At 53.2% G+C, this 17,447-nt stretch carries 17 protein-coding genes; 15 read left to right on the top strand and 2 right to left on the bottom strand.

All coding sequences use genetic code 11. The annotated features are described in order from the left end of the window. Positions 1-192: 192 nt before the first annotated feature. Positions 193-1,368 (top strand): mannose-6-phosphate isomerase, encoded by a 1,176-nt coding sequence (gene manA / locus AC3G3F_RS16690; protein WP_053529763.1) that lies wholly within the window; start codon positions 193-195, stop codon positions 1,366-1,368. A 102-nt stretch (positions 1,369-1,470) separates the two neighbouring features. Continuing rightward, positions 1,471-2,979 carry a YdgA family protein gene (locus AC3G3F_RS16695; RefSeq protein WP_023248124.1) on the top strand — a complete coding sequence of 503 codons (1,509 nt, stop codon included), beginning with the start codon at positions 1,471-1,473 and terminating at the stop codon, positions 2,977-2,979. A 57-nt stretch (positions 2,980-3,036) separates the two neighbouring features. On the opposite strand, the gene AC3G3F_RS16700 is transcribed toward AC3G3F_RS16695, so the two are convergent. After that, positions 3,037-4,065: a Mal regulon transcriptional regulator MalI gene (locus AC3G3F_RS16700; protein WP_023248123.1), complete on the bottom strand. Its 1,029-nt coding sequence runs from the start codon at positions 4,063-4,065 to the stop codon at positions 3,037-3,039. Positions 4,066-4,237: 172 nt separating this feature from the next. Here AC3G3F_RS16700 and malX point away from each other — a divergent pair, with 172 nt between their 5' ends. The 3 genes from malX to add all read left to right on the top strand — a co-directional run bounded on the left by malX (position 4,238) and on the right by add (position 8,230). Further along, positions 4,238-5,830 (top strand): maltose/glucose-specific PTS transporter subunit IIBC, encoded by a 1,593-nt coding sequence (malX, locus tag AC3G3F_RS16705; protein WP_488395367.1) that lies wholly within the window; start codon positions 4,238-4,240, stop codon positions 5,828-5,830. Between the two features lie 9 nt (positions 5,831-5,839). Next, positions 5,840-7,012, top strand: a complete 1,173-nt coding sequence (locus AC3G3F_RS16710; protein ID WP_023248121.1) for a MalY/PatB family protein — start codon at positions 5,840-5,842, stop codon at positions 7,010-7,012. 216 nt (positions 7,013-7,228) lie between these two features. Then, on the top strand, positions 7,229-8,230 hold the full coding sequence (gene add, locus AC3G3F_RS16715) for an adenosine deaminase (protein WP_053508060.1): 1,002 nt from the start codon (positions 7,229-7,231) through the stop codon (positions 8,228-8,230). Positions 8,231-8,304: 74 nt separating this feature from the next. On the opposite strand, the gene AC3G3F_RS16720 is transcribed toward add, so the two are convergent. Further along, the gene (locus AC3G3F_RS16720; RefSeq protein ID WP_170245742.1) at positions 8,305-9,345 is read right to left on the bottom strand and encodes an oxidoreductase; all 1,041 of its coding nucleotides are present in this window, start codon (positions 9,343-9,345) and stop codon (positions 8,305-8,307) included. Positions 9,346-9,552: 207 nt separating this feature from the next. Here AC3G3F_RS16720 and blr point away from each other — a divergent pair, with 207 nt between their 5' ends. The 10 genes from blr to nth all read left to right on the top strand — a co-directional run bounded on the left by blr (position 9,553) and on the right by nth (position 17,074). Further along, the gene (blr, locus tag AC3G3F_RS16725; RefSeq protein WP_023179784.1) at positions 9,553-9,678 is read left to right on the top strand and encodes a division septum protein Blr; all 126 of its coding nucleotides are present in this window, start codon (positions 9,553-9,555) and stop codon (positions 9,676-9,678) included. A gap of 298 nt (positions 9,679-9,976) precedes the next feature. Next, on the top strand, positions 9,977-10,192 hold the full coding sequence (gene ydgT, locus AC3G3F_RS16730) for a transcription modulator YdgT (protein WP_000217947.1): 216 nt from the start codon (positions 9,977-9,979) through the stop codon (positions 10,190-10,192). 88 nt (positions 10,193-10,280) lie between these two features. Then, positions 10,281-10,721, top strand: coding sequence for a DUF2569 domain-containing protein (locus AC3G3F_RS16735; protein WP_000214061.1), 441 nt, complete (start codon positions 10,281-10,283; stop codon positions 10,719-10,721). Positions 10,722-10,797: 76 nt separating this feature from the next. Continuing rightward, a complete protein-coding gene (rsxA, locus tag AC3G3F_RS16740; RefSeq protein ID WP_000133179.1) occupies positions 10,798-11,379 on the top strand; it encodes an electron transport complex subunit RsxA in 582 nt (193 codons plus the stop codon). Then, positions 11,379-11,957, top strand: coding sequence for an electron transport complex subunit RsxB (gene rsxB / locus AC3G3F_RS16745; protein ID WP_053508062.1), 579 nt, complete (start codon positions 11,379-11,381; stop codon positions 11,955-11,957). The genes rsxA and rsxB overlap by 1 nt, the downstream gene beginning before the upstream one ends. Continuing rightward, positions 11,950-14,061 carry an electron transport complex subunit RsxC gene (gene rsxC, locus AC3G3F_RS16750; RefSeq protein ID WP_488395371.1) on the top strand — a complete coding sequence of 704 codons (2,112 nt, stop codon included), beginning with the start codon at positions 11,950-11,952 and terminating at the stop codon, positions 14,059-14,061. The genes rsxB and rsxC overlap by 8 nt, the downstream gene beginning before the upstream one ends. After that, the gene (gene rsxD / locus AC3G3F_RS16755) at positions 14,062-15,120 is read left to right on the top strand and encodes an electron transport complex subunit RsxD (protein WP_053508065.1); all 1,059 of its coding nucleotides are present in this window, start codon (positions 14,062-14,064) and stop codon (positions 15,118-15,120) included. A gap of 3 nt (positions 15,121-15,123) precedes the next feature. After that, positions 15,124-15,744: an electron transport complex subunit RsxG gene (rsxG, locus tag AC3G3F_RS16760; RefSeq protein WP_023187185.1), complete on the top strand. Its 621-nt coding sequence runs from the start codon at positions 15,124-15,126 to the stop codon at positions 15,742-15,744. A gap of 2 nt (positions 15,745-15,746) precedes the next feature. Further along, positions 15,747-16,439: an electron transport complex subunit E gene (locus tag AC3G3F_RS16765; protein WP_001289628.1), complete on the top strand. Its 693-nt coding sequence runs from the start codon at positions 15,747-15,749 to the stop codon at positions 16,437-16,439. Continuing rightward, the gene (nth, locus tag AC3G3F_RS16770; protein ID WP_001030318.1) at positions 16,439-17,074 is read left to right on the top strand and encodes an endonuclease III; all 636 of its coding nucleotides are present in this window, start codon (positions 16,439-16,441) and stop codon (positions 17,072-17,074) included. The genes AC3G3F_RS16765 and nth overlap by 1 nt, the downstream gene beginning before the upstream one ends. Positions 17,075-17,447 lie beyond the last annotated feature (373 nt).

The raw sequence follows: 17,447 nt of genomic DNA on the forward strand, positions 1-17,447 counted from the left end.
TCACTTACCGCTCGGTATGGTTATTCTCTGGGCAGGTGTTCCATTGCCCGACTAAAAGCGAGTTACACTATCCTACACAATTTTTTAACAAAAACTGAGACAAGTACGACTTTTTACGCCCGGAGGTTACTTCATGCGGGTTTCTTGGTTTAATACCTCCCATTGATTTCCACATTGAAACAGGGCTTGATAATGCAAAAACTCATTAACTCAGTGCAAAACTATGCCTGGGGAAGTAAAACTGCGTTAACGGAACTTTATGGCATAGCAAATCCGCAGCAGCAGCCACAGGCTGAACTCTGGATGGGCGCGCATCCCAAAAGCAGCTCGCGAATCACCACTGCCCACGGCGAAACCGTCTCCCTGCGTGACGTCATCGAAAATAATAAAACCGCCCTGCTGGGCGAAGCGGTCGCCAACCGTTTCGGCGAACTGCCGTTTCTGTTTAAAGTACTGTGCGCCGCGCAGCCGCTCTCTATTCAGGTGCACCCGAATAAGCGCAACTCCGAAATAGGTTTCGCTAAAGAAAATGCGGCGGGTATACCAATGGACGCCGCAGAGCGGAACTATAAAGATCCTAACCATAAACCAGAGCTGGTTTTTGCCCTGACGCCTTTCCTGGCGATGAATGCGTTCCGCGAATTTTCTGACATTGTCTCTTTACTGCAACCTATCGCTGGCGCGCATTCCGCTATCGCCCACTTTTTGCAGGCGCCGAACGCTGAACGTCTGAGCCAGCTTTTCGCCAGCCTGTTGAATATGCAAGGCGAAGAAAAATCCCGCGCGTTAGCCGTACTCAAAGCGGCACTTAACAGCCAGCAAGGCGAACCGTGGCAAACGATCCGCGTGATTTCAGAGTATTATCCTGACGACAGCGGGCTTTTCTCTCCTTTGTTGCTGAATGTGGTCAAACTGAATCCCGGCGAGGCGATGTTCCTGTTTGCCGAAACACCTCATGCTTATTTGCAGGGCGTTGCGCTGGAAGTCATGGCGAACTCCGATAACGTTCTGCGCGCCGGCCTTACGCCAAAATATATCGACATCCCTGAGCTGGTCGCGAACGTGAAGTTCGAACCTAAACCTGCCAGCGAGTTGCTGACTGCCCCGGTGAAAAGCGGCGCGGAGCTGGACTTCCCAATTCCGGTTGACGACTTTGCCTTTTCACTGCACGACCTGGCGCTTCAGGAGACGAGCATCGGCCAACACAGCGCCGCGATTCTGTTCTGCGTTGAGGGTGAGGCGGTGTTACGGAAAGATGAACAGCGTCTGGTACTGAAGCCGGGTGAATCTGCCTTTATCGGCGCGGATGAGTCTCCGGTTAACGCCAGCGGCACGGGCCGTTTAGCGCGTGTTTATAACAAGCTGTAGCAACATACTGAATTTTTTAACAACTCTTGCTAAGCTTATAAGAGACGTAAAACTCCTCCAGGCGGTTTAATCCGCCTGGTTTCATTTTTATGGACAATTGATATGAAAAAAACACTGGTAGCTGCAGGTGTAGTGATTGCACTTGGCATCGTCTGGACAGGCGGCGCCTGGTATACGGGGAAAAAGCTGGAGAACCATCTTTCAGAAATGGTGACTCAGGCCAATGAACAGCTCAAGCGTACTGCGCCGGAGGCCGGTGTTGAATTAAGTTATCAAAACTACCAGCGCGGCGTGTTCAGTAGCCATCTGCAACTGGTCGTCAAACCGGTTGCCGGCGCAGACAATACCTGGTTGAAACCCGGGCAAAGCATTGTGCTGGACGAATCTGTTTCACATGGCCCCTTCCCGCTCGCCCAGCTCAAAACGCTCAATCTGATCCCTTCTATGGCATCGGTAAAAACCACGCTGGTGAATAACGATGCGGCAAAACCACTCTTTGATATCGCGAAAGGCGACGCGCCCTTTGTCATCAATACCCGCATTGGTTATGGCGGCGATACCCGCTCCGATATCTCTCTCAAGCCGTTAAACTACGAGAATGCCGGTGAAAAGGTCGCCTTTAGCGGCGGGGAGTTCCAGCTTAACGCCGATAAAGACGGTAATGTGGTTTCGCTGTCAGGCGAAGCGCAGAGCGGTCTGGTCGATGCCGTTAACGAATATAATCAAAAGGTGCAACTCACCTTTAATAATTTGAAAACAGACGGTACCAGTAAACTGGCAAGCTTTGACGAGCGTGTAGGCGACCAAAAGTTAACGCTGGATAAGCTGTCCATCGCCATTGAAGGTAAAGAGATGGCGGTGCTGGAAGGGATGGAAATTGCCGGCAAGTCCGATCTGGTCAATGACGGAAAAACCATTAATAGCCAGTTGGATTACTCGCTTAACAGCCTGAAAGTACAGAATCAGGATTTGGGCAGCGGTAAATTAACGCTGAAAGTCGGTCAAATCGACGGCGAAGCCTGGCACCAGTTTAGCCAGCAATATCATGCGCAAACGCAGGCGCTGCTGAATCAGCCGGATGTGGCGCAGAATCCTGAGCTTTATCAGCAAAAAGTCACCGAAGCGTTCTTTAGCGCCCTCCCCGTGCTGTTAAAAGGCGATCCGGTGCTGACCCTGGCGCCGCTTAGCTGGAAAAACGCCAAAGGGGAAACCACGCTGAATCTGTCGCTGTTCCTGAAAGATCCGGCAACCACAACGGCACAACCGCAAACGTTGGCGCAGGAAGTCGACCGCTCCGTGAAATCGCTGGATGCGAAACTGGCAATTCCGATGGACATGGCGGTCGAGTTTATGACGCAGATAGCAAAACTGGAAGGCTATCAGCAGGATGATGCGGAAAAACTGGCAAAACAACAGGTGCAGGGGCTGTCTGCAATGGGTCAGATGTTCAGACTGACAACGCTGAAGGATAATACCATCGCCTCCAGCTTGCAGTACGCCAATGGCCAGATCATGCTCAACGGACAAAAAATGCCGTTGGAAGACTTTGTCGGCCTGTTTGGGATGCCGGCGCTTTCCGTACCGGACGTTCCGGCGTTGCCGCAACAATAATCGCCTTGCCGGGTGCAGCGACGCTGCACCCGGTCTACGCCGAACAACGCTCAGCCTCTACTTTTGCGTCACCAGGCGAGCGGCTATCGTTTGACTCCGCAAATGGTGCTCGTCGTGAGCAATACGCTGCAACATTCGTTCGGCCAGGGTATAGCCTATTTCTCGCGCCGGCGTACTGGCCCAGATAATCGGCAGGTCGTCGAGGGCATTCTCCGCAACATCAGCAAACGCCGCCAGCGACACCTGCTGCTCAAAATAACGATCGACACCGCTCTCGCCACTCTGTCGTCCTGCTCTCAGTAGCCCAAACCACGCCCCCATCGCAATGGTTTCGTTGTAACAAACGACAGCGCTAATGGTCGGATTGTATCGCAACAGCGCGGTAATACTTTCTGCAGCCTGTTTCTGACTGGAAGTGCATTCCACGACCCACTCGCTGTGAAACGGTAGACCGTATTTTAACAACGTCGCGCAATAGCCGCCCACGCGCTCCGCGCGGGTTAAAGATGCGCTTTGCCCTCCCAGCCAGGCGATGCGCTGATGGCCCTGACGAATAAGGTATTCCGTCAGGAGCTGCGCTGCCTGCATGTTATCAGGCCGAACGATATCCGCATCATCAAGATAGCTGGCGCGTGACGCAAACACGACGGGAATCCCTTGTGCGTCGGCCTGGGCTCTCAGCGCTTCGCTACTGCCCGCCACACCGGCGATCACCACGCCATCCACCCCCTGATTGAGCAACATGGTAAAACGTTGGTTTAGCTGTTCGCCATCTTTACCCCCGTGCAGGAGAAAAACCATACGGCCTTGTGCTTCCAGTGCTTCCGTTAATCCTGCGGTCAATTCGGCATAAAACGGTGCCGATAAATCGCGAACGATCAAACCGATAACGCCGCTTTGCCCGCCACGCAGCGCGGACGCCTGGCGGTTACGCACAAAGCCCAGTTGTTCAATTGCCGCGTTCACACGCTCGCCGGTCGCGGACGATATTCGCCCCTTGCCGCTCAGCACTAAGGAAACGGTGCTCACCGACACGCCGGCCGCCAGCGCAACATCGTGGATAGTGATTTTTTTGGCGATAGCCATGGCAACAAATCGCTCCAGAGTCTGACAGATAAAACGTTTTACCTATCTGTTATCTTTATACGCGTTATTATCGGTCAGTAATGTGATTAATGCCGCACTAAAATCTGGTAAAACGTTTTATCTTCTCGCCATCATAACCTGACACCGGTCTTTATTAACAAGGAGTCGTTAGATGACGACGAAAACCACACCAAGAATAACGCTATGGGAATTTTTCCAGCAATTGGGCAAAACGTTTATGTTGCCCGTCGCCTTGCTCTCGTTCTGCGGCATTATGCTCGGTATCGGCAGCTCGCTCAGTAGCCACGACGTTATTACCCTGCTCCCTGTACTGGGTAATCCATTGCTACAGGCTATCTTCACCTGGATGAGTAAAGTAGGTTCTTTTGCCTTTAGCTTCCTGCCGGTGATGTTTTGTATCGCGATTCCGCTCGGTCTGGCGCGAGAAAACAAAGGCGTCGCCGCGTTTGCCGGGTTCGTCGGTTACGCGGTAATGAACCTTGCGGTCAACTTCTGGCTCACGGCAAAAGGCATTCTGCCGACCACCGATGCGGCGGTGCTGAAAGCCAATAACGTACAAAATATTCTGGGCATCCCCTCGATCGATACCGGCATCCTCGGCGCCGTTATCGCTGGTATTATTGTCTGGATGCTGCATGAACGGTTTCACACCATTCGTTTGCCGGATGCGCTGGCCTTTTTCGGCGGTACGCGTTTTGTACCTATCGTTTCCGCCGTCGTGATGGGGCTTGTCGGCCTGGTTATCCCGCTCGTATGGCCAGTTTTTGCGATGGGAATTAGTGGACTGGGTCATATCATCAATAGCGCCGGCGACTTTGGACCGATGATTTTCGGCACCGGCGAGCGCCTGCTGTTGCCTTTTGGTCTGCACCATATTCTGGTAGCGCTGATTCGCTTCACCGAGGCGGGCGGTACACAAGAAGTGTGCGGGCATACCGTTAGCGGCGCATTGACTATTTTCCAGGCTCAGCTCAGTTGCCCAACGACGCACGGCTTCTCTGAAAGCGCCACTCGCTTCTTATCGCAAGGCAAAATGCCGGCGTTTCTCGGTGGTTTGCCGGGCGCCGCGTTGGCAATGTACCACTGCGCCCGTCCAGAAAACCGCCCTAAAATTAAAGGATTATTGATTTCCGGTTTAATCGCCTGCGTTGTCGGCGGTACAACGGAGCCTCTGGAGTTCCTGTTTCTGTTCGTGGCGCCGGTACTGTATGTTATTCATGCTCTGCTGACCGGGCTGGGCTTTACCATCATGGCGATTCTCGGCGTCACTATCAGCAATACAGATGGCAATATTATTGACTTTGTGGTGTTCGGCATCCTGCATGGTCTGTCAACAAAATGGTATCTGGTGCCGGTAGTGGCAGCGATGTGGTTTGCGGTTTACTACGTCATTTTCCGCTTCGCCATTACACGCTTTAACCTCAAAACACCGGGGCGCGAGGCGGAGATCGCCACCAGCATTGAAAAAGCGATCGCTGGCGCGCCAGGAAAATCCGGCTACAACGTGCCTGCTATCCTGGCGGCATTAGGCGGCACAGAAAACATCGTGAGTCTGGACAACTGCATCACCCGCCTACGTCTGTCAGTGAAAGATATGTCGCTTGTGGATGTCCAGGCATTGAAGGACAATCGCGCGATAGGCGTCGTACAGCTCAATCAGCATAATTTGCAGGTCGTTATCGGCCCGCAGGTTCAGTCTGTAAAAGATGAAATGGTTGGTTTGATGCATACCGTTCAGGCATAAGGAAGAGATATGTTCGATTTTTCACAGGAAGTTGACCGTCGCGGTACATGGTGTACGCAGTGGGATTATGTCGCCGATCGTTTTGGCGAAGCCGATCTGCTCCCCTTTACTATTTCGGATATGGACTTTGCCACCGCGCCATGTATCCTGGAGGCCCTAAACCAGCGCCTTTCCCACGGAGTACTGGGCTATAGCCGCTGGAAAAATGAGGCGTTTTTAGGGGCGATTTCCCACTGGTTTGCGACACGTCATCAGACCACGATTGATACACGCGCCCTTGTATACGGCCCTTCCGTTATCTATATGGCGTCCGAGCTTATCCGCCAGTGGTCCGACGAAGGCGACGGCGTGGTAGTTCATACTCCCGCTTATGATGCTTTTTATAAAGCGATTGAAGGCAACCATCGCATCGTCACTCCCGTCCCGCTGGAGAAAGAAGGCAACGCCTGGCATTGCGATATGGCAAAACTGGAGACGGCGCTGGCGCGTCCGGAAAGCAAAATCCTGCTGCTGTGCAGTCCGCAGAATCCCACCGGTAAAGTGTGGACGCGTGACGAGCTGGAAACGATGTCAGCGCTGTGCGAGCGCCATGGCGTACGGGTGATTTCCGATGAAATTCACATGGATATGGTATGGGGAAACCAGCCGCATATTCCCTGGAGCAATGTCGCGCGCGGAGACTGGGCGCTGCTCTCCTCCGGTTCGAAAAGCTTCAACATCCCGGCATTAACCGGCGCTTATGGAATCATTGAAAATAGCGCAAGCCGTGAACGCTACCTGGCCGCCTTAAAAGGTCGTGACGGCCTCTCCTCGCCAGCGGTGCTCTCGCTCACGGCGCATATTGCCGCATATCAGCACGGCGCGCCGTGGCTGGATGCGTTACGCGTCTATCTGGCGGCTAATATGCGCTATATCGAGCAGGCGCTGAATGACGCCTTTCCGACGTTGAACTGGCAAGCGCCGCCATCGACCTATCTGGCCTGGATTGATCTCCGTCCGCTCGGCATTGACAATCAAAAATTACAGAACGCGCTCATTCACCGGGAGAAAGTCGCCATTATGCCCGGCGATACCTATGGCGCAGAAGGCCGGGGATTTGTACGTCTGAATGCCGGATGCCCTCGCCTGAAACTTGAAAAAGGCGTCAACGGATTAATTAATGCTATCCGCACCGTTCGCTGATACCGTCTACAAGCGGGGGGTTGACCCTTTATCCTAAGATGCGATGACAGCAACTCCCCCTGTGAGCTGACCGGGGCGCGATAAAGAAAATGGTACAAAATTTCTCCCGCGCCCTCGCGAAGTTGCAACGTAATGGCTCCGTTTTTCCAAAATCTCCAGAGGATTACCAATCTGTAGTATAATGGTGCGCACTTTTATTAAAAATTGAGTGCGCCCATGATTGATATTACGCTTCCTTTGACTGACATCCACCGCCACCTTGATGGCAACATTCGCGCCCAAACAATTCTGGATCTTGGTCGCCAGTTTAACATCGCCCTTCCCGCCCAAACGCTGGAAACGCTGATTCCGCATGTTCAGGTCACCTCAACCGAACCCGATTTAGTAAGCTTTCTCTCTAAGCTCGATTGGGGGGTAAAAGTCCTGGCATCGCTTGACGCCTGCCGTCGCGTGGCCTTTGAAAATATTGAAGATGCCGCACGTAACGGCCTGCATTACGTCGAGCTTCGCTTTTCGCCCGGTTATATGGCGATGGCGCATCAGTTACCGATTGCAGGCGTGGTTGAAGCCGTTATCGACGGCGTACGCGACGGCTGTAACACATTTGGCGTCGAGGCGCGACTCATTGGCATTATGAGCCGTACCTTCGGCGAGGCGGCATGTTTACAGGAGCTTGATGCGCTGCTGGCGCACAGAGAGAAGATCATCGCGTTGGATTTAGCCGGTGATGAGCTGGGCTTTCCCGGCAGTCTGTTTTTGTCGCACTTTAACCGGGCGCGCGATGCGGGCTGGCATATTACCGTTCACGCTGGCGAAGCCGCAGGACCGGAAAGTATCTGGCAGGCAATTCGCGAACTGGGGGCCGAACGTATCGGACATGGCGTAAAAGCCGTTGAAGATCGCGCGTTAATGGATTTTCTTGCGCAGCAACGTATCGGTATTGAATCCTGTCTGACCTCGAATATTCAGACCAGTACCGTCGCATCGCTGGCAGACCATCCGCTCAAAATCTTCCTTGAGCATGGCGTTCTCGCTAGTCTTAATACGGACGATCCGGCTGTTCAGGGCGTAGATATTATCCATGAATATCACGTTGCCGCGCCCGCGGCAGGCTTGAGCCGCGAACAGATTCGCCAGGCACAGATTAACGGTCTGGAAATGGCGTTCCTGAGCGATGGCGAAAAACGTGCGCTGCGCGAAAAAGTGGCCGCGGCATAAGATTGCTTTATTGACGCTAACGCCCTCTCTCCGCCTGCGGTTTAATGCTATCCCAGGCGGAGAAATGCTAAATCTCAGGCAAGACACAGCGTCGCGCGATGTTTTGCCGATTCCATGCCCAGTTCAATTAACTCCATAATTTGAATCGCCTGACTTGCCGGCACGGGATTTTCACCATTACCGTTTAACGCATCGCGGATGGCGGCATAATATGCCGGATAGTTACCCGGCAACGTAAGCCAGTTCTCTTCTTTGCGTGTCTCTCCCTCAACCAGGGTCAATACGCCGTCACGCATATCATATCCCCAGTCTTCCTGCGGTAAACGCTCGCCGTTTTTTAGCCGTTCTTCCTGGGGATCAAGGCCATATTTTACATAGCTGCCGCGCGAACCATGAACGATGTATCGCGCTGACTCCGCTGCGGCAAGCATCGTACCGTGCAAAATCACGCGGCGCTGAGGATAAGATAAAATCGCGTGGAAATAGTCCGTAGATTGCGCGCCCGGACGCAGTTGCGCTAAATCCACCGTCATGCTGACCGGCAGACCAAAAAGTTGAATGGTCTGATCCAACAAGTGCGGCGCCAGATCGTACCAGATACCACTTCCCGGCCCGCCTTGCTCGCGCCAGCGGTCGCGCACCTGAGGACGGAAACGATCAAAGTGGGATTCAAACAAAGACACCTCGCCGAGCACGCCATCCGCCAACAAGGCTTTCAGCGTCAAAAAATCGCTGTCCCAGCGGCGGTTATGGAAGACTGAAAGTACCCGGCCGGTGCTCCGCGCAAGCGCATCCAACTCTCGTGCCTGTGACAGTGTCACGGTAAAGGGCTTATCAACCACCACATGCTTACCGGCTTCCAGCGCGGCTTTCGCCAGCGGGAAATGGGTATCGTTGGGCGTCGGGATCACAATCAGGTCGATATGCGGATCGCTAAATAAATGTCGGGGCTCAGAGACCACGGACACCGCCGGCCAGTCTGCTTTCACTTTCGTTTCATCGCTGCTGGATACCGCCGCAAGTTCTAACCCTGGCGTTCCCATAATTAAGGGCGCATGAAAGGTTTTACTGGCGTAACCATAACCTATTAACCCAACGCGGATTTTGTCATTCATCTCACTGCCTCCGGTTTTAGATATCGCTATTCCACACCATCGTACCATTAGCCGCAATAGCGTCCTGACCAACAACGTAGCATCTGATGATTAACTTGTTACAGAACAGAGTTTGAAATCGTTCCCATCCCTCTTGCCGACCGTTCGCCAGGAAAGTAACATTTACTCTCTGTGTTTATGGATAAATCAAAGCAAATGTCGTCAATAATGAATCGTCTGATTGAATTAACAGGGTGGATAGTTCTCGTTATCTCGGTCATTCTTTTAGGTATTGCCAATCATATTGACAATTACCAACCGCCAGAACCCGTTGCTTCCGTTCAGAAGAAGTAAGCATCAGATAACGCAAAGGCGTTTTCGCACGGCACGGTGAACGGTGTCGTAAGGCGTGCCGGGAAAAGTCAAAAATCGGCCAAAAAAACGAAATATGTTCTATCCTGGTCTGACGTTTATTGCCTGTTGTAGGAAAGCGCGTTAACCTTTCGCCCCAGGCGCCATTTGGCGCCTGACTCTTTACCGGTAAGAATATTCCCGTTTTACCTGCACCCCTGACCTCTCACTGGTGCGATTTTGTTTATTTTTTATCAGTGACTACTTCGTTGGCATTATATTTAATATGGATCAACTTTATATGACTGTTCAGGATTATCTATTAAAATTCCGCAAAATTAGTTCGCTCGAAAGTCTGGAAAAACTGTTCGACCACCTTAACTATACCCTTACTGATGACAGGGATATTGTTAATATGTATCGCGCTGCGGATCACCGCCGTGCCGAACTGGTCTCCGGAGGACGCTTGTTTGATGTAGGTCAGGTCCCGCAATCCGTCTGGCGCTATGTGCAATAAAGAAAGTAGCGTTTGACATTAAAAACCTTATAATATTTGCCCCAAAATGAGCGGCATAACCGTTAACGCGCGTAACCCCGGAGAAGATATGACCACAACACCGCCACAACGAATCGGAGGCTGGCTTCTTGGCCCGTTAGCCTGGCTGTTAGTCGCGTTGTTGAGCGCCTCGCTGGCGTTATTACTCTACGTTATGGCGCTTGCCACACCGCAAACGTTCAAGACGCTTAGCGGACAGGAAACCGGTAATTTACTGCTATGGGGCATTTCATTTATTACCGCTATCGCTATGTGGTACTATACCCTGTGGTTGACGATTGCATTCTTCAAGCGCAGACGCTGCGTGCCGAAGCATTACATTATCTGGCTGCTGGTGTCGGTTTTACTGGCGGTTAAAGCATTTGCCTTTTCGCCCGTATCAGATGCCTTTGCCGTGCGCCAGCTACTCTTTCCACTGTTGGCGACGGCGCTCATTGTACCTTATCTCAAACGTTCAGCGCGCGTCAAAACAACGTTTGTTAATCCGTAATAACCCTACAGTTAACCTGTTGTCGCCTGTGGTAGTTTGACAGATAATAGGCGGCTTTTTTATTTCAGGCCGAAACATGACTGATTACCTGCTGCTCTTTGTCGGAACTGTACTGGTCAATAACTTTGTACTGGTCAAGTTTCTGGGCCTTTGTCCCTTTATGGGCGTATCCAAAAAGTTGGAAACCGCCATGGGGATGGGCCTGGCGACGACCTTTGTCATGACGCTGGCGTCGATATGCGCCTGGCTTATCGACACCTGGATACTTATTCCGCTGGATCTGATTTATCTGCGGACGCTGGCCTTTATCCTCGTCATTGCCGTGGTCGTGCAATTTACCGAAATGGTTGTACGAAAAACCAGCCCGGCATTATACCGCTTGTTAGGCATCTTCTTACCACTGATTACCACTAACTGTGCGGTTCTGGGCGTAGCGTTACTGAATATTAATCTCGGTCATCACTTTCTTCAGTCGGCGCTGTACGGATTTTCCGCCGCCGTCGGTTTTTCATTGGTAATGGTTCTGTTCGCCGCCATCCGCGAACGCCTTGCCGTGGCGGATGTGCCGGCGCCTTTTCGTGGTAACGCGATAGCGTTGATTACCGCAGGATTAATGTCTTTGGCCTTTATGGGCTTTAGTGGTTTGGTGAAGTTGTAATGAATACTGTCTGGATTGCCGTTGGCGCCCTGACCTTTCTGGGCCTGGTGTTCGGCGCCATTCTGGGTTATGCCTCTCGCCGATTCGCGGTTGAAGATGACCCGGTAGTTGAAAAAATCGATGCAATTTTGCCACAGAGCCAGTGTGGTCAGTGCGGCTATCCCGGTTGCCGTCCCTACGCCGAAGCCGTGGGTCTCCAGGGTGAGAAAATCAATCGTTGCGCGCCCGGCGGCGAGGGCGTCATGCTGAAAATTGCAGAGCTGCTAAACGTAGAGCCGCAGCCATGCGATGGTGAAGAACAGCAGGCCGCGCCGGTACGTATGCTGGCAATTATTGATGAAAATAACTGCATTGGTTGCACAAAATGCATTCAGGCCTGCCCGGTTGACGCTATCGTCGGCGCAACGCGCGCCATGCACACGGTCATGAGCGATCTCTGTACCGGCTGTAATCTGTGTGTCGCTCCGTGTCCGACGCACTGCATCGAATTACGTCCGGTGAATGAGACGCCCGACAGTTGGAAATGGGATTTGAACACCATTCCCGTTCGCATCATTCCCGTGGAACAACATGCTTAAACTATTTTCTGCTTTCAAAAAAGATAAAATCTGGGATTTCGACGGCGGTATTCATCCTCCCGAAATGAAGGCCCAGTCAAACGGCACGCCGCTGCGCCAGGTGCCTTTAGCACCGCGCTTCGTTATCCCCTTAAAACAGCACATTGGCGCTGAGGGCGAGCTGTGCGTTAGCGTCGGCGATCGCGTGCTGCGCGGCCAGGCGCTCACCCGTGGACGTGGGAGAATGCTGCCGGTACACGCGCCCACCTCCGGGACGGTTATCGCTATTGCGCCCCACTCGACGGCGCATCCTTCGGCGCTGGCGGAGTTAAGCGTCATCATTGATGCCGACGGCGAGGACCGCTGGATTGAGCGCGAGGGCTGGTCTGATTACCGTGCCCACAGCCGTGAAGCGCTCATTGAACGCATTCATCAGTATGGCGTTGCCGGGCTTGGTGGCGCAGGGTTTCCCACCGGCGTTAAATTGCAGGGCGGCGGCGATAAAATCACCACGCTTATTATTAATGCCGCAGAGTGCGAACCTTACATTACGGCGGACGATCGTCTGATGCAGGACTGCGCCGCGCAGATTGTGGAAGGTATCCGCATCCTGGCGCATATTCTGCAACCGCGTGAGGTATTAATCGGCATTGAAGATAACAAACCGCAGGCTATTTCCATGCTGCGCGCCGTACTGGCTGACGCCCACGATATTTCGTTACGTGTTATCCCAACCAAATACCCTTCCGGCGGTGCAAAACAGCTCACTCAGATACTGACGGGAAAACAGGTTCCCCACGGCGGGCGCTCCTCTGATATTGGCGTGCTGATGCAAAACGTCGGTACGGCTTATGCCATTAAACGCGCCGTGGTTGACGGCGAACCGATCACAGAACGCGTCGTCACCTTAACGGGTGAAGCGGTAAGCCGTCCGGGTAACGTCTGGGCGCGGCTCGGCACTCCCGTTCGTCATTTGCTTAACGATGCCGGTTTCTGCCCTTCCGCCGACCAAATGGTCATCATGGGCGGTCCGTTAATGGGATTCACCCTTCCCTGGCTTGACGTACCGGTTGTAAAAATCACCAACTGCCTGCTGGCGCCATCCGTGACTGAAATGGGAACGCCTCAGGAAGAGAAAAGCTGTATTCGTTGCAGCGCTTGCGCTGACGCTTGCCCTGCCGACCTTTTACCGCAGCAGCTTTATTGGTTCAGCAAAGGGCAGCAGCATGACAAGGCTACCACTCACCATATTGCCGATTGTATAGAATGTGGCGCCTGCGCCTGGGTCTGCCCCAGTAATATTCCGCTCGTCCAATATTTCCGTCAGGAAAAAGCGGAGATTAATGCAATAAGGCTTGAAGAAAAACGCGCCGCCGAAGCAAAAGCGCGTTTTGAGGCTCGTCAGGCAAGACTGGAGCGCGAAAAAGCCGCCCGCCTTGCACGCCACAAGAGTGCGGTCGTACAACCTGCGGCAAAAGATCAGGATGCCATTGCCGCTGCGCTGGCACGGGTAAAAGAGAAACAGGCGCAGGCCACGCAGCCGGTGATTATTCAGGCTGGTAGTCTGCCGGACAATAGCGCCGCGATCGCGGCCCGTGAAGCACGTAAAGCGCAAGCGCGCGCTAAACAAGCCGGTCATACGATGGCTGACAGCGCGATATCTGGCGACGATCCGCGCAAAGCCGCAGTGGAGGCAGCTATCGCCCGCGCCAAAGCCCGTAAGCAGGAACAGCAGGCCGTAAAACCTGTCGAACAGGTCGACCCGCGCAAAGCCGCGGTGGAGGCAGCTATCGCCCGTGCCAAAGCCCGCAAGCAGGAACAGCAGGCCGTAAGTGAACCTGTCGAACCGGTCGATCCGCGCAAAGCCGCGGTGGAGGCAACTATCGCCCGTGCCAAAGCCCGCAAGCAGGAACAGCAGGCCGTAAGCATTCCTGTCGAACCGGTCGACCCGCGCAAAGCCGCGGTGGAAGCGGCTATCGCCCGCGCCAAAGCCCGCAAGCAGGAACAGCAAGCCGTAAGCGTCCCGGTCGACCCGGTCGACCCGCGCAAAGCCGCGGTTGCTGCGGCGATCGCCCGCGTCCAGGCAAAAAAAGCAGCACAGCAGCAGGTTGTTAACGAGGACTAAATGGTATTCAGAATCGCAAGCTCGCCTTATACCCATAACCAGCGCCAGACATCGCGAATCATGTTGCTGGTGTTAATCGCCGCTCTGCCGGGGATTGCCGCGCAGACGTGGTTTTTTGGTTGGGGAACGCTTTTCCAGATCGTTCTGGCTGCCATCACGGCGCTCGTCGCAGAAGCCATTGTCCTTAGGCTGCGCAAACAATCGGTCGCCAGCCACCTGCAGGATTATTCCGCGTTATTGACGGGGCTTTTGCTGGCGGTCAGTATCCCTCCGCTCGCGCCCTGGTGGATGGTCGTGCTGGGAACGGGATTCGCCATTATTATCGCCAAACAGTTATATGGCGGGCTGGGACAAAACCCCTTTAATCCGGCAATGATCGGTTACGTGGTGCTATTAATCTCCTTTCCGGTGCAAATGACAAGCTGGTTGCCGCCTTATGAAATAGCCGCAACAACGCCCGATATGCTGGACACGTTGCGGATGATTTTTACCGGGCATACCGCCAGCGGCGGCGATATGACGCTGCTACGTATAGGAATTGACGGTATCAGCCAGGCGACGCCGCTGGATACGTTTAAAACGTCCTTGCGCGCCGGGCATTCCGTTGAGCAAATTATGCAGTACCCGATATACAGCGGCATGCTGGCCGGCGTAGGCTGGCAGTGGGTTAACCTCGCCTGGCTTGTCGGCGGCGTATTCCTGCTGTGGCAAAAAGCTATCCGCTGGCATATCCCGGTCAGTTTTCTGCTCACGCTGGCGCTATGCGCCGCGTTAGGTTGGCTTTTCTCGCCCGCTACGCTGGCCTCGCCACAGTTGCATCTTCTGTCAGGCGCCACCATGCTGGGCGCGTTTTTTATCTTAACGGATCCGGTTACCGCCTCCACGACCAACCGTGGACGTTTAATTTTCGGCGCGCTGGCTGGGGTATTAGTGTGGCTGATTCGTAGCTTCGGCGGTTATCCGGACGGCGTTGCTTTTGCTGTCCTGTTGGCGAATATCACGGTTCCTCTGATCGACTACTACACGCGCCCCCGCGTCTATGGACATCGCAAAGGATAAACCATGCTGAAAACGATTCGTAAACACGGTATTACGCTGGCGCTTTTTGCCGCAGGCTCTACGGGATTGACCGCGGTGATTAATCAGATGACCAAATCAACCATTCACGAACAAGCGCTGCAGCAACAGCATGCCTTGTTCGATCAGGTATTGCCGCCAGATCGTTACAATAATAATCTGCAAGAGAGTTGTTATCTGGTTGATGCGCCCGCTCTCGGCAAAGGCATACACCGTGTTTTTATCGCTCGCAAGGATGATAAACCCGTAGCGGCCATCATTGAGGCCACCGCGCCAGATGGCTATTCCGGCGCTATCCAGCTTATCGTCGGCGCAGATTTCAATGGTACCATCCTGGGGACGCGCGTGACGGAACATCATGAGACGCCAGGATTGGGTGATAAAATTGAGCGCCGTTTGTCTGACTGGATTACCCACTTTAGCGGTAAAACCATCAGCGGTGAAAATGATACGCACTGGGCGGTGAAAAAAGATGGCGGTGATTTTGATCAATTTACCGGGGCGACAATAACGCCGCGCGCCGTGGTGAATGCAGTTAAACGCGCCGGGCTGTACGCCGAATCACTGCCCGCTCAGCTCCCCCATTTAACCGCCTGTGGAGAATAACCATGAGCGAAATAAAAGATATTGTTGTTCAGGGGTTATGGAAAAATAACTCCGCTCTGGTGCAGCTACTTGGCCTGTGCCCATTACTGGCGGTGACGTCTACGGCAACCAATGCTCTGGGGCTGGGTCTGGCCACGACGCTGGTATTAACGCTGACCAACCTGACGGTTTCCGCACTACGTCGCTGGACGCCGGCAGAAATCCGTATCCCGATTTACGTTATGATCATTGCCTCGGTGGTAAGCGCCGTACAGATGCTGATCAATGCCTATGCATTCGGTTTGTATCAGTCTTTAGGGATTTTTATTCCGCTGATTGTAACGAACTGCATTGTTGTCGGTCGCGCCGAAGCGTTTGCCGCGAAAAAAGGACCGTGGCTTTCCGCGTTGGACGGTTTTTCCATCGGCATGGGCGCGACAGGCGCGATGTTCGTGCTGGGCTCGCTGCGCGAGATCCTCGGGAATGGCACGCTTTTCGATGGCGCGGATAGCCTGCTGGGAGGCTGGGCAAAAGTATTACGGGTCGAGATATTTCACACCGACTCGCCTTTCCTGCTGGCGATGCTACCGCCAGGCGCGTTTATCGGCCTGGGACTCATGCTGGCGGTAAAATATCTTATTGATGAAAAAATGAAGAAACGCCGCGCCGAAACCGCGCCTTCCGCTGTTCCGGCAGGTGAAACAGGGAAAGTCTGATGAACAAAGCAAAAAGGCTGGAAATTCTGACGCGCCTGCGCGACAACAATCCGCACCCCACAACAGAACTCAATTTCACGTCGCCGTTTGAGTTGCTGATTGCCGTGTTGCTTTCCGCCCAGGCAACTGACGTCAGCGTGAACAAGGCTACCGCCAAACTTTACCCGGTTGCCAATACGCCAGCCGCGATGCTGGAACTGGGCGTAGAGGGCGTGAAATCCTATATCAAAACCATCGGCTTATTTAACAGTAAAGCGGAAAACGTGATTAAGACCTGCCGTATTTTACTGGACAAGCATAATGGCGAAGTGCCGGAGGATCGGGCGGCGCTGGAAGCGCTTCCTGGCGTGGGACGTAAAACGGCTAACGTGGTGCTGAATACCGCCTTCGGCTGGCCAACCATCGCTGTTGATACGCATATATTTCGTGTATGTAACCGAACGCAGTTCGCGCCGGGTAAAAATGTCGAGCAGGTAGAAGAGAAGCTACTGAAAGTGGTGCCGAATGAGTTCAAAGTGGACTGTCATCACTGGTTAATTTTGCATGGACGCTATACCTGTATCGCCCGAAAACCCCGCTGCGGCTCCTGCCTCATTGAAGATCTTTGCGAATACAAAGAAAAAGTCGATATTTGATATTGTCGGAGTGCGTCCGTCACGCCAGCGCACTCCCACCTTCTGCCTGGATCTATTTTAGCCATTAATCATTCCAGTCTCTGTCCTTTTTCTGATGTAATGTGCTTTCGTTTTCCCCCCACGTCAGGTTAATCATTTTTTAATCGCAAAAATTTCTATCTATCCGTGATCAGGATCACTTTGATAACTTCATGTGAAATTTAGTGACATCTAAGGTTACATTTACAACCGGATAGACTGACGCCCCGTTTTCACTACAAAACATTACTCTGCCATTTTTTCAGATAATGGCCTATATCACTGCCTTTTACCTTAAATAGCAGAAGATATCGCCTTTCACCCAAAATTATGGCCTTTTCGCAGTGTAATAATC

This window comes from Salmonella sp. FC25216, from assembly GCF_057751355.1.

Excerpts from the sequence above, each read along its gene's own strand:
- AC3G3F_RS16720 (WP_170245742.1), bottom strand. The coding sequence starts at position 9,345 with ATGAATGACAAAATCCGCGTTGGGTTAATAGGTTATGGTTACGCCAGT.
- AC3G3F_RS16765 (WP_001289628.1), top strand. The coding sequence starts at position 15,747 with ATGAGCGAAATAAAAGATATTGTTGTTCAGGGGTTATGGAAAAATAAC.
- AC3G3F_RS16710 (WP_023248121.1), top strand. The coding sequence starts at position 5,840 with ATGTTCGATTTTTCACAGGAAGTTGACCGTCGCGGTACATGGTGTACG.
- blr (WP_023179784.1), top strand. The coding sequence starts at position 9,553 with ATGAATCGTCTGATTGAATTAACAGGGTGGATAGTTCTCGTTATCTCG.
- rsxD (WP_053508065.1), top strand. The coding sequence starts at position 14,062 with ATGGTATTCAGAATCGCAAGCTCGCCTTATACCCATAACCAGCGCCAG.
- manA (WP_053529763.1), top strand. The coding sequence starts at position 193 with ATGCAAAAACTCATTAACTCAGTGCAAAACTATGCCTGGGGAAGTAAA.
- AC3G3F_RS16695 (WP_023248124.1), top strand. The coding sequence starts at position 1,471 with ATGAAAAAAACACTGGTAGCTGCAGGTGTAGTGATTGCACTTGGCATC.
- add (WP_053508060.1), top strand. The coding sequence starts at position 7,229 with ATGATTGATATTACGCTTCCTTTGACTGACATCCACCGCCACCTTGAT.
- malX (WP_488395367.1), top strand. The coding sequence starts at position 4,238 with ATGACGACGAAAACCACACCAAGAATAACGCTATGGGAATTTTTCCAG.
- AC3G3F_RS16735 (WP_000214061.1), top strand. The coding sequence starts at position 10,281 with ATGACCACAACACCGCCACAACGAATCGGAGGCTGGCTTCTTGGCCCG.
- ydgT (WP_000217947.1), top strand. The coding sequence starts at position 9,977 with ATGACTGTTCAGGATTATCTATTAAAATTCCGCAAAATTAGTTCGCTC.
- rsxG (WP_023187185.1), top strand. The coding sequence starts at position 15,124 with ATGCTGAAAACGATTCGTAAACACGGTATTACGCTGGCGCTTTTTGCC.
- rsxC (WP_488395371.1), top strand. The coding sequence starts at position 11,950 with ATGCTTAAACTATTTTCTGCTTTCAAAAAAGATAAAATCTGGGATTTC.
- rsxB (WP_053508062.1), top strand. The coding sequence starts at position 11,379 with ATGAATACTGTCTGGATTGCCGTTGGCGCCCTGACCTTTCTGGGCCTG.
- rsxA (WP_000133179.1), top strand. The coding sequence starts at position 10,798 with ATGACTGATTACCTGCTGCTCTTTGTCGGAACTGTACTGGTCAATAAC.
- AC3G3F_RS16700 (WP_023248123.1), bottom strand. The coding sequence starts at position 4,065 with ATGGCTATCGCCAAAAAAATCACTATCCACGATGTTGCGCTGGCGGCC.
- nth (WP_001030318.1), top strand. The coding sequence starts at position 16,439 with ATGAACAAAGCAAAAAGGCTGGAAATTCTGACGCGCCTGCGCGACAAC.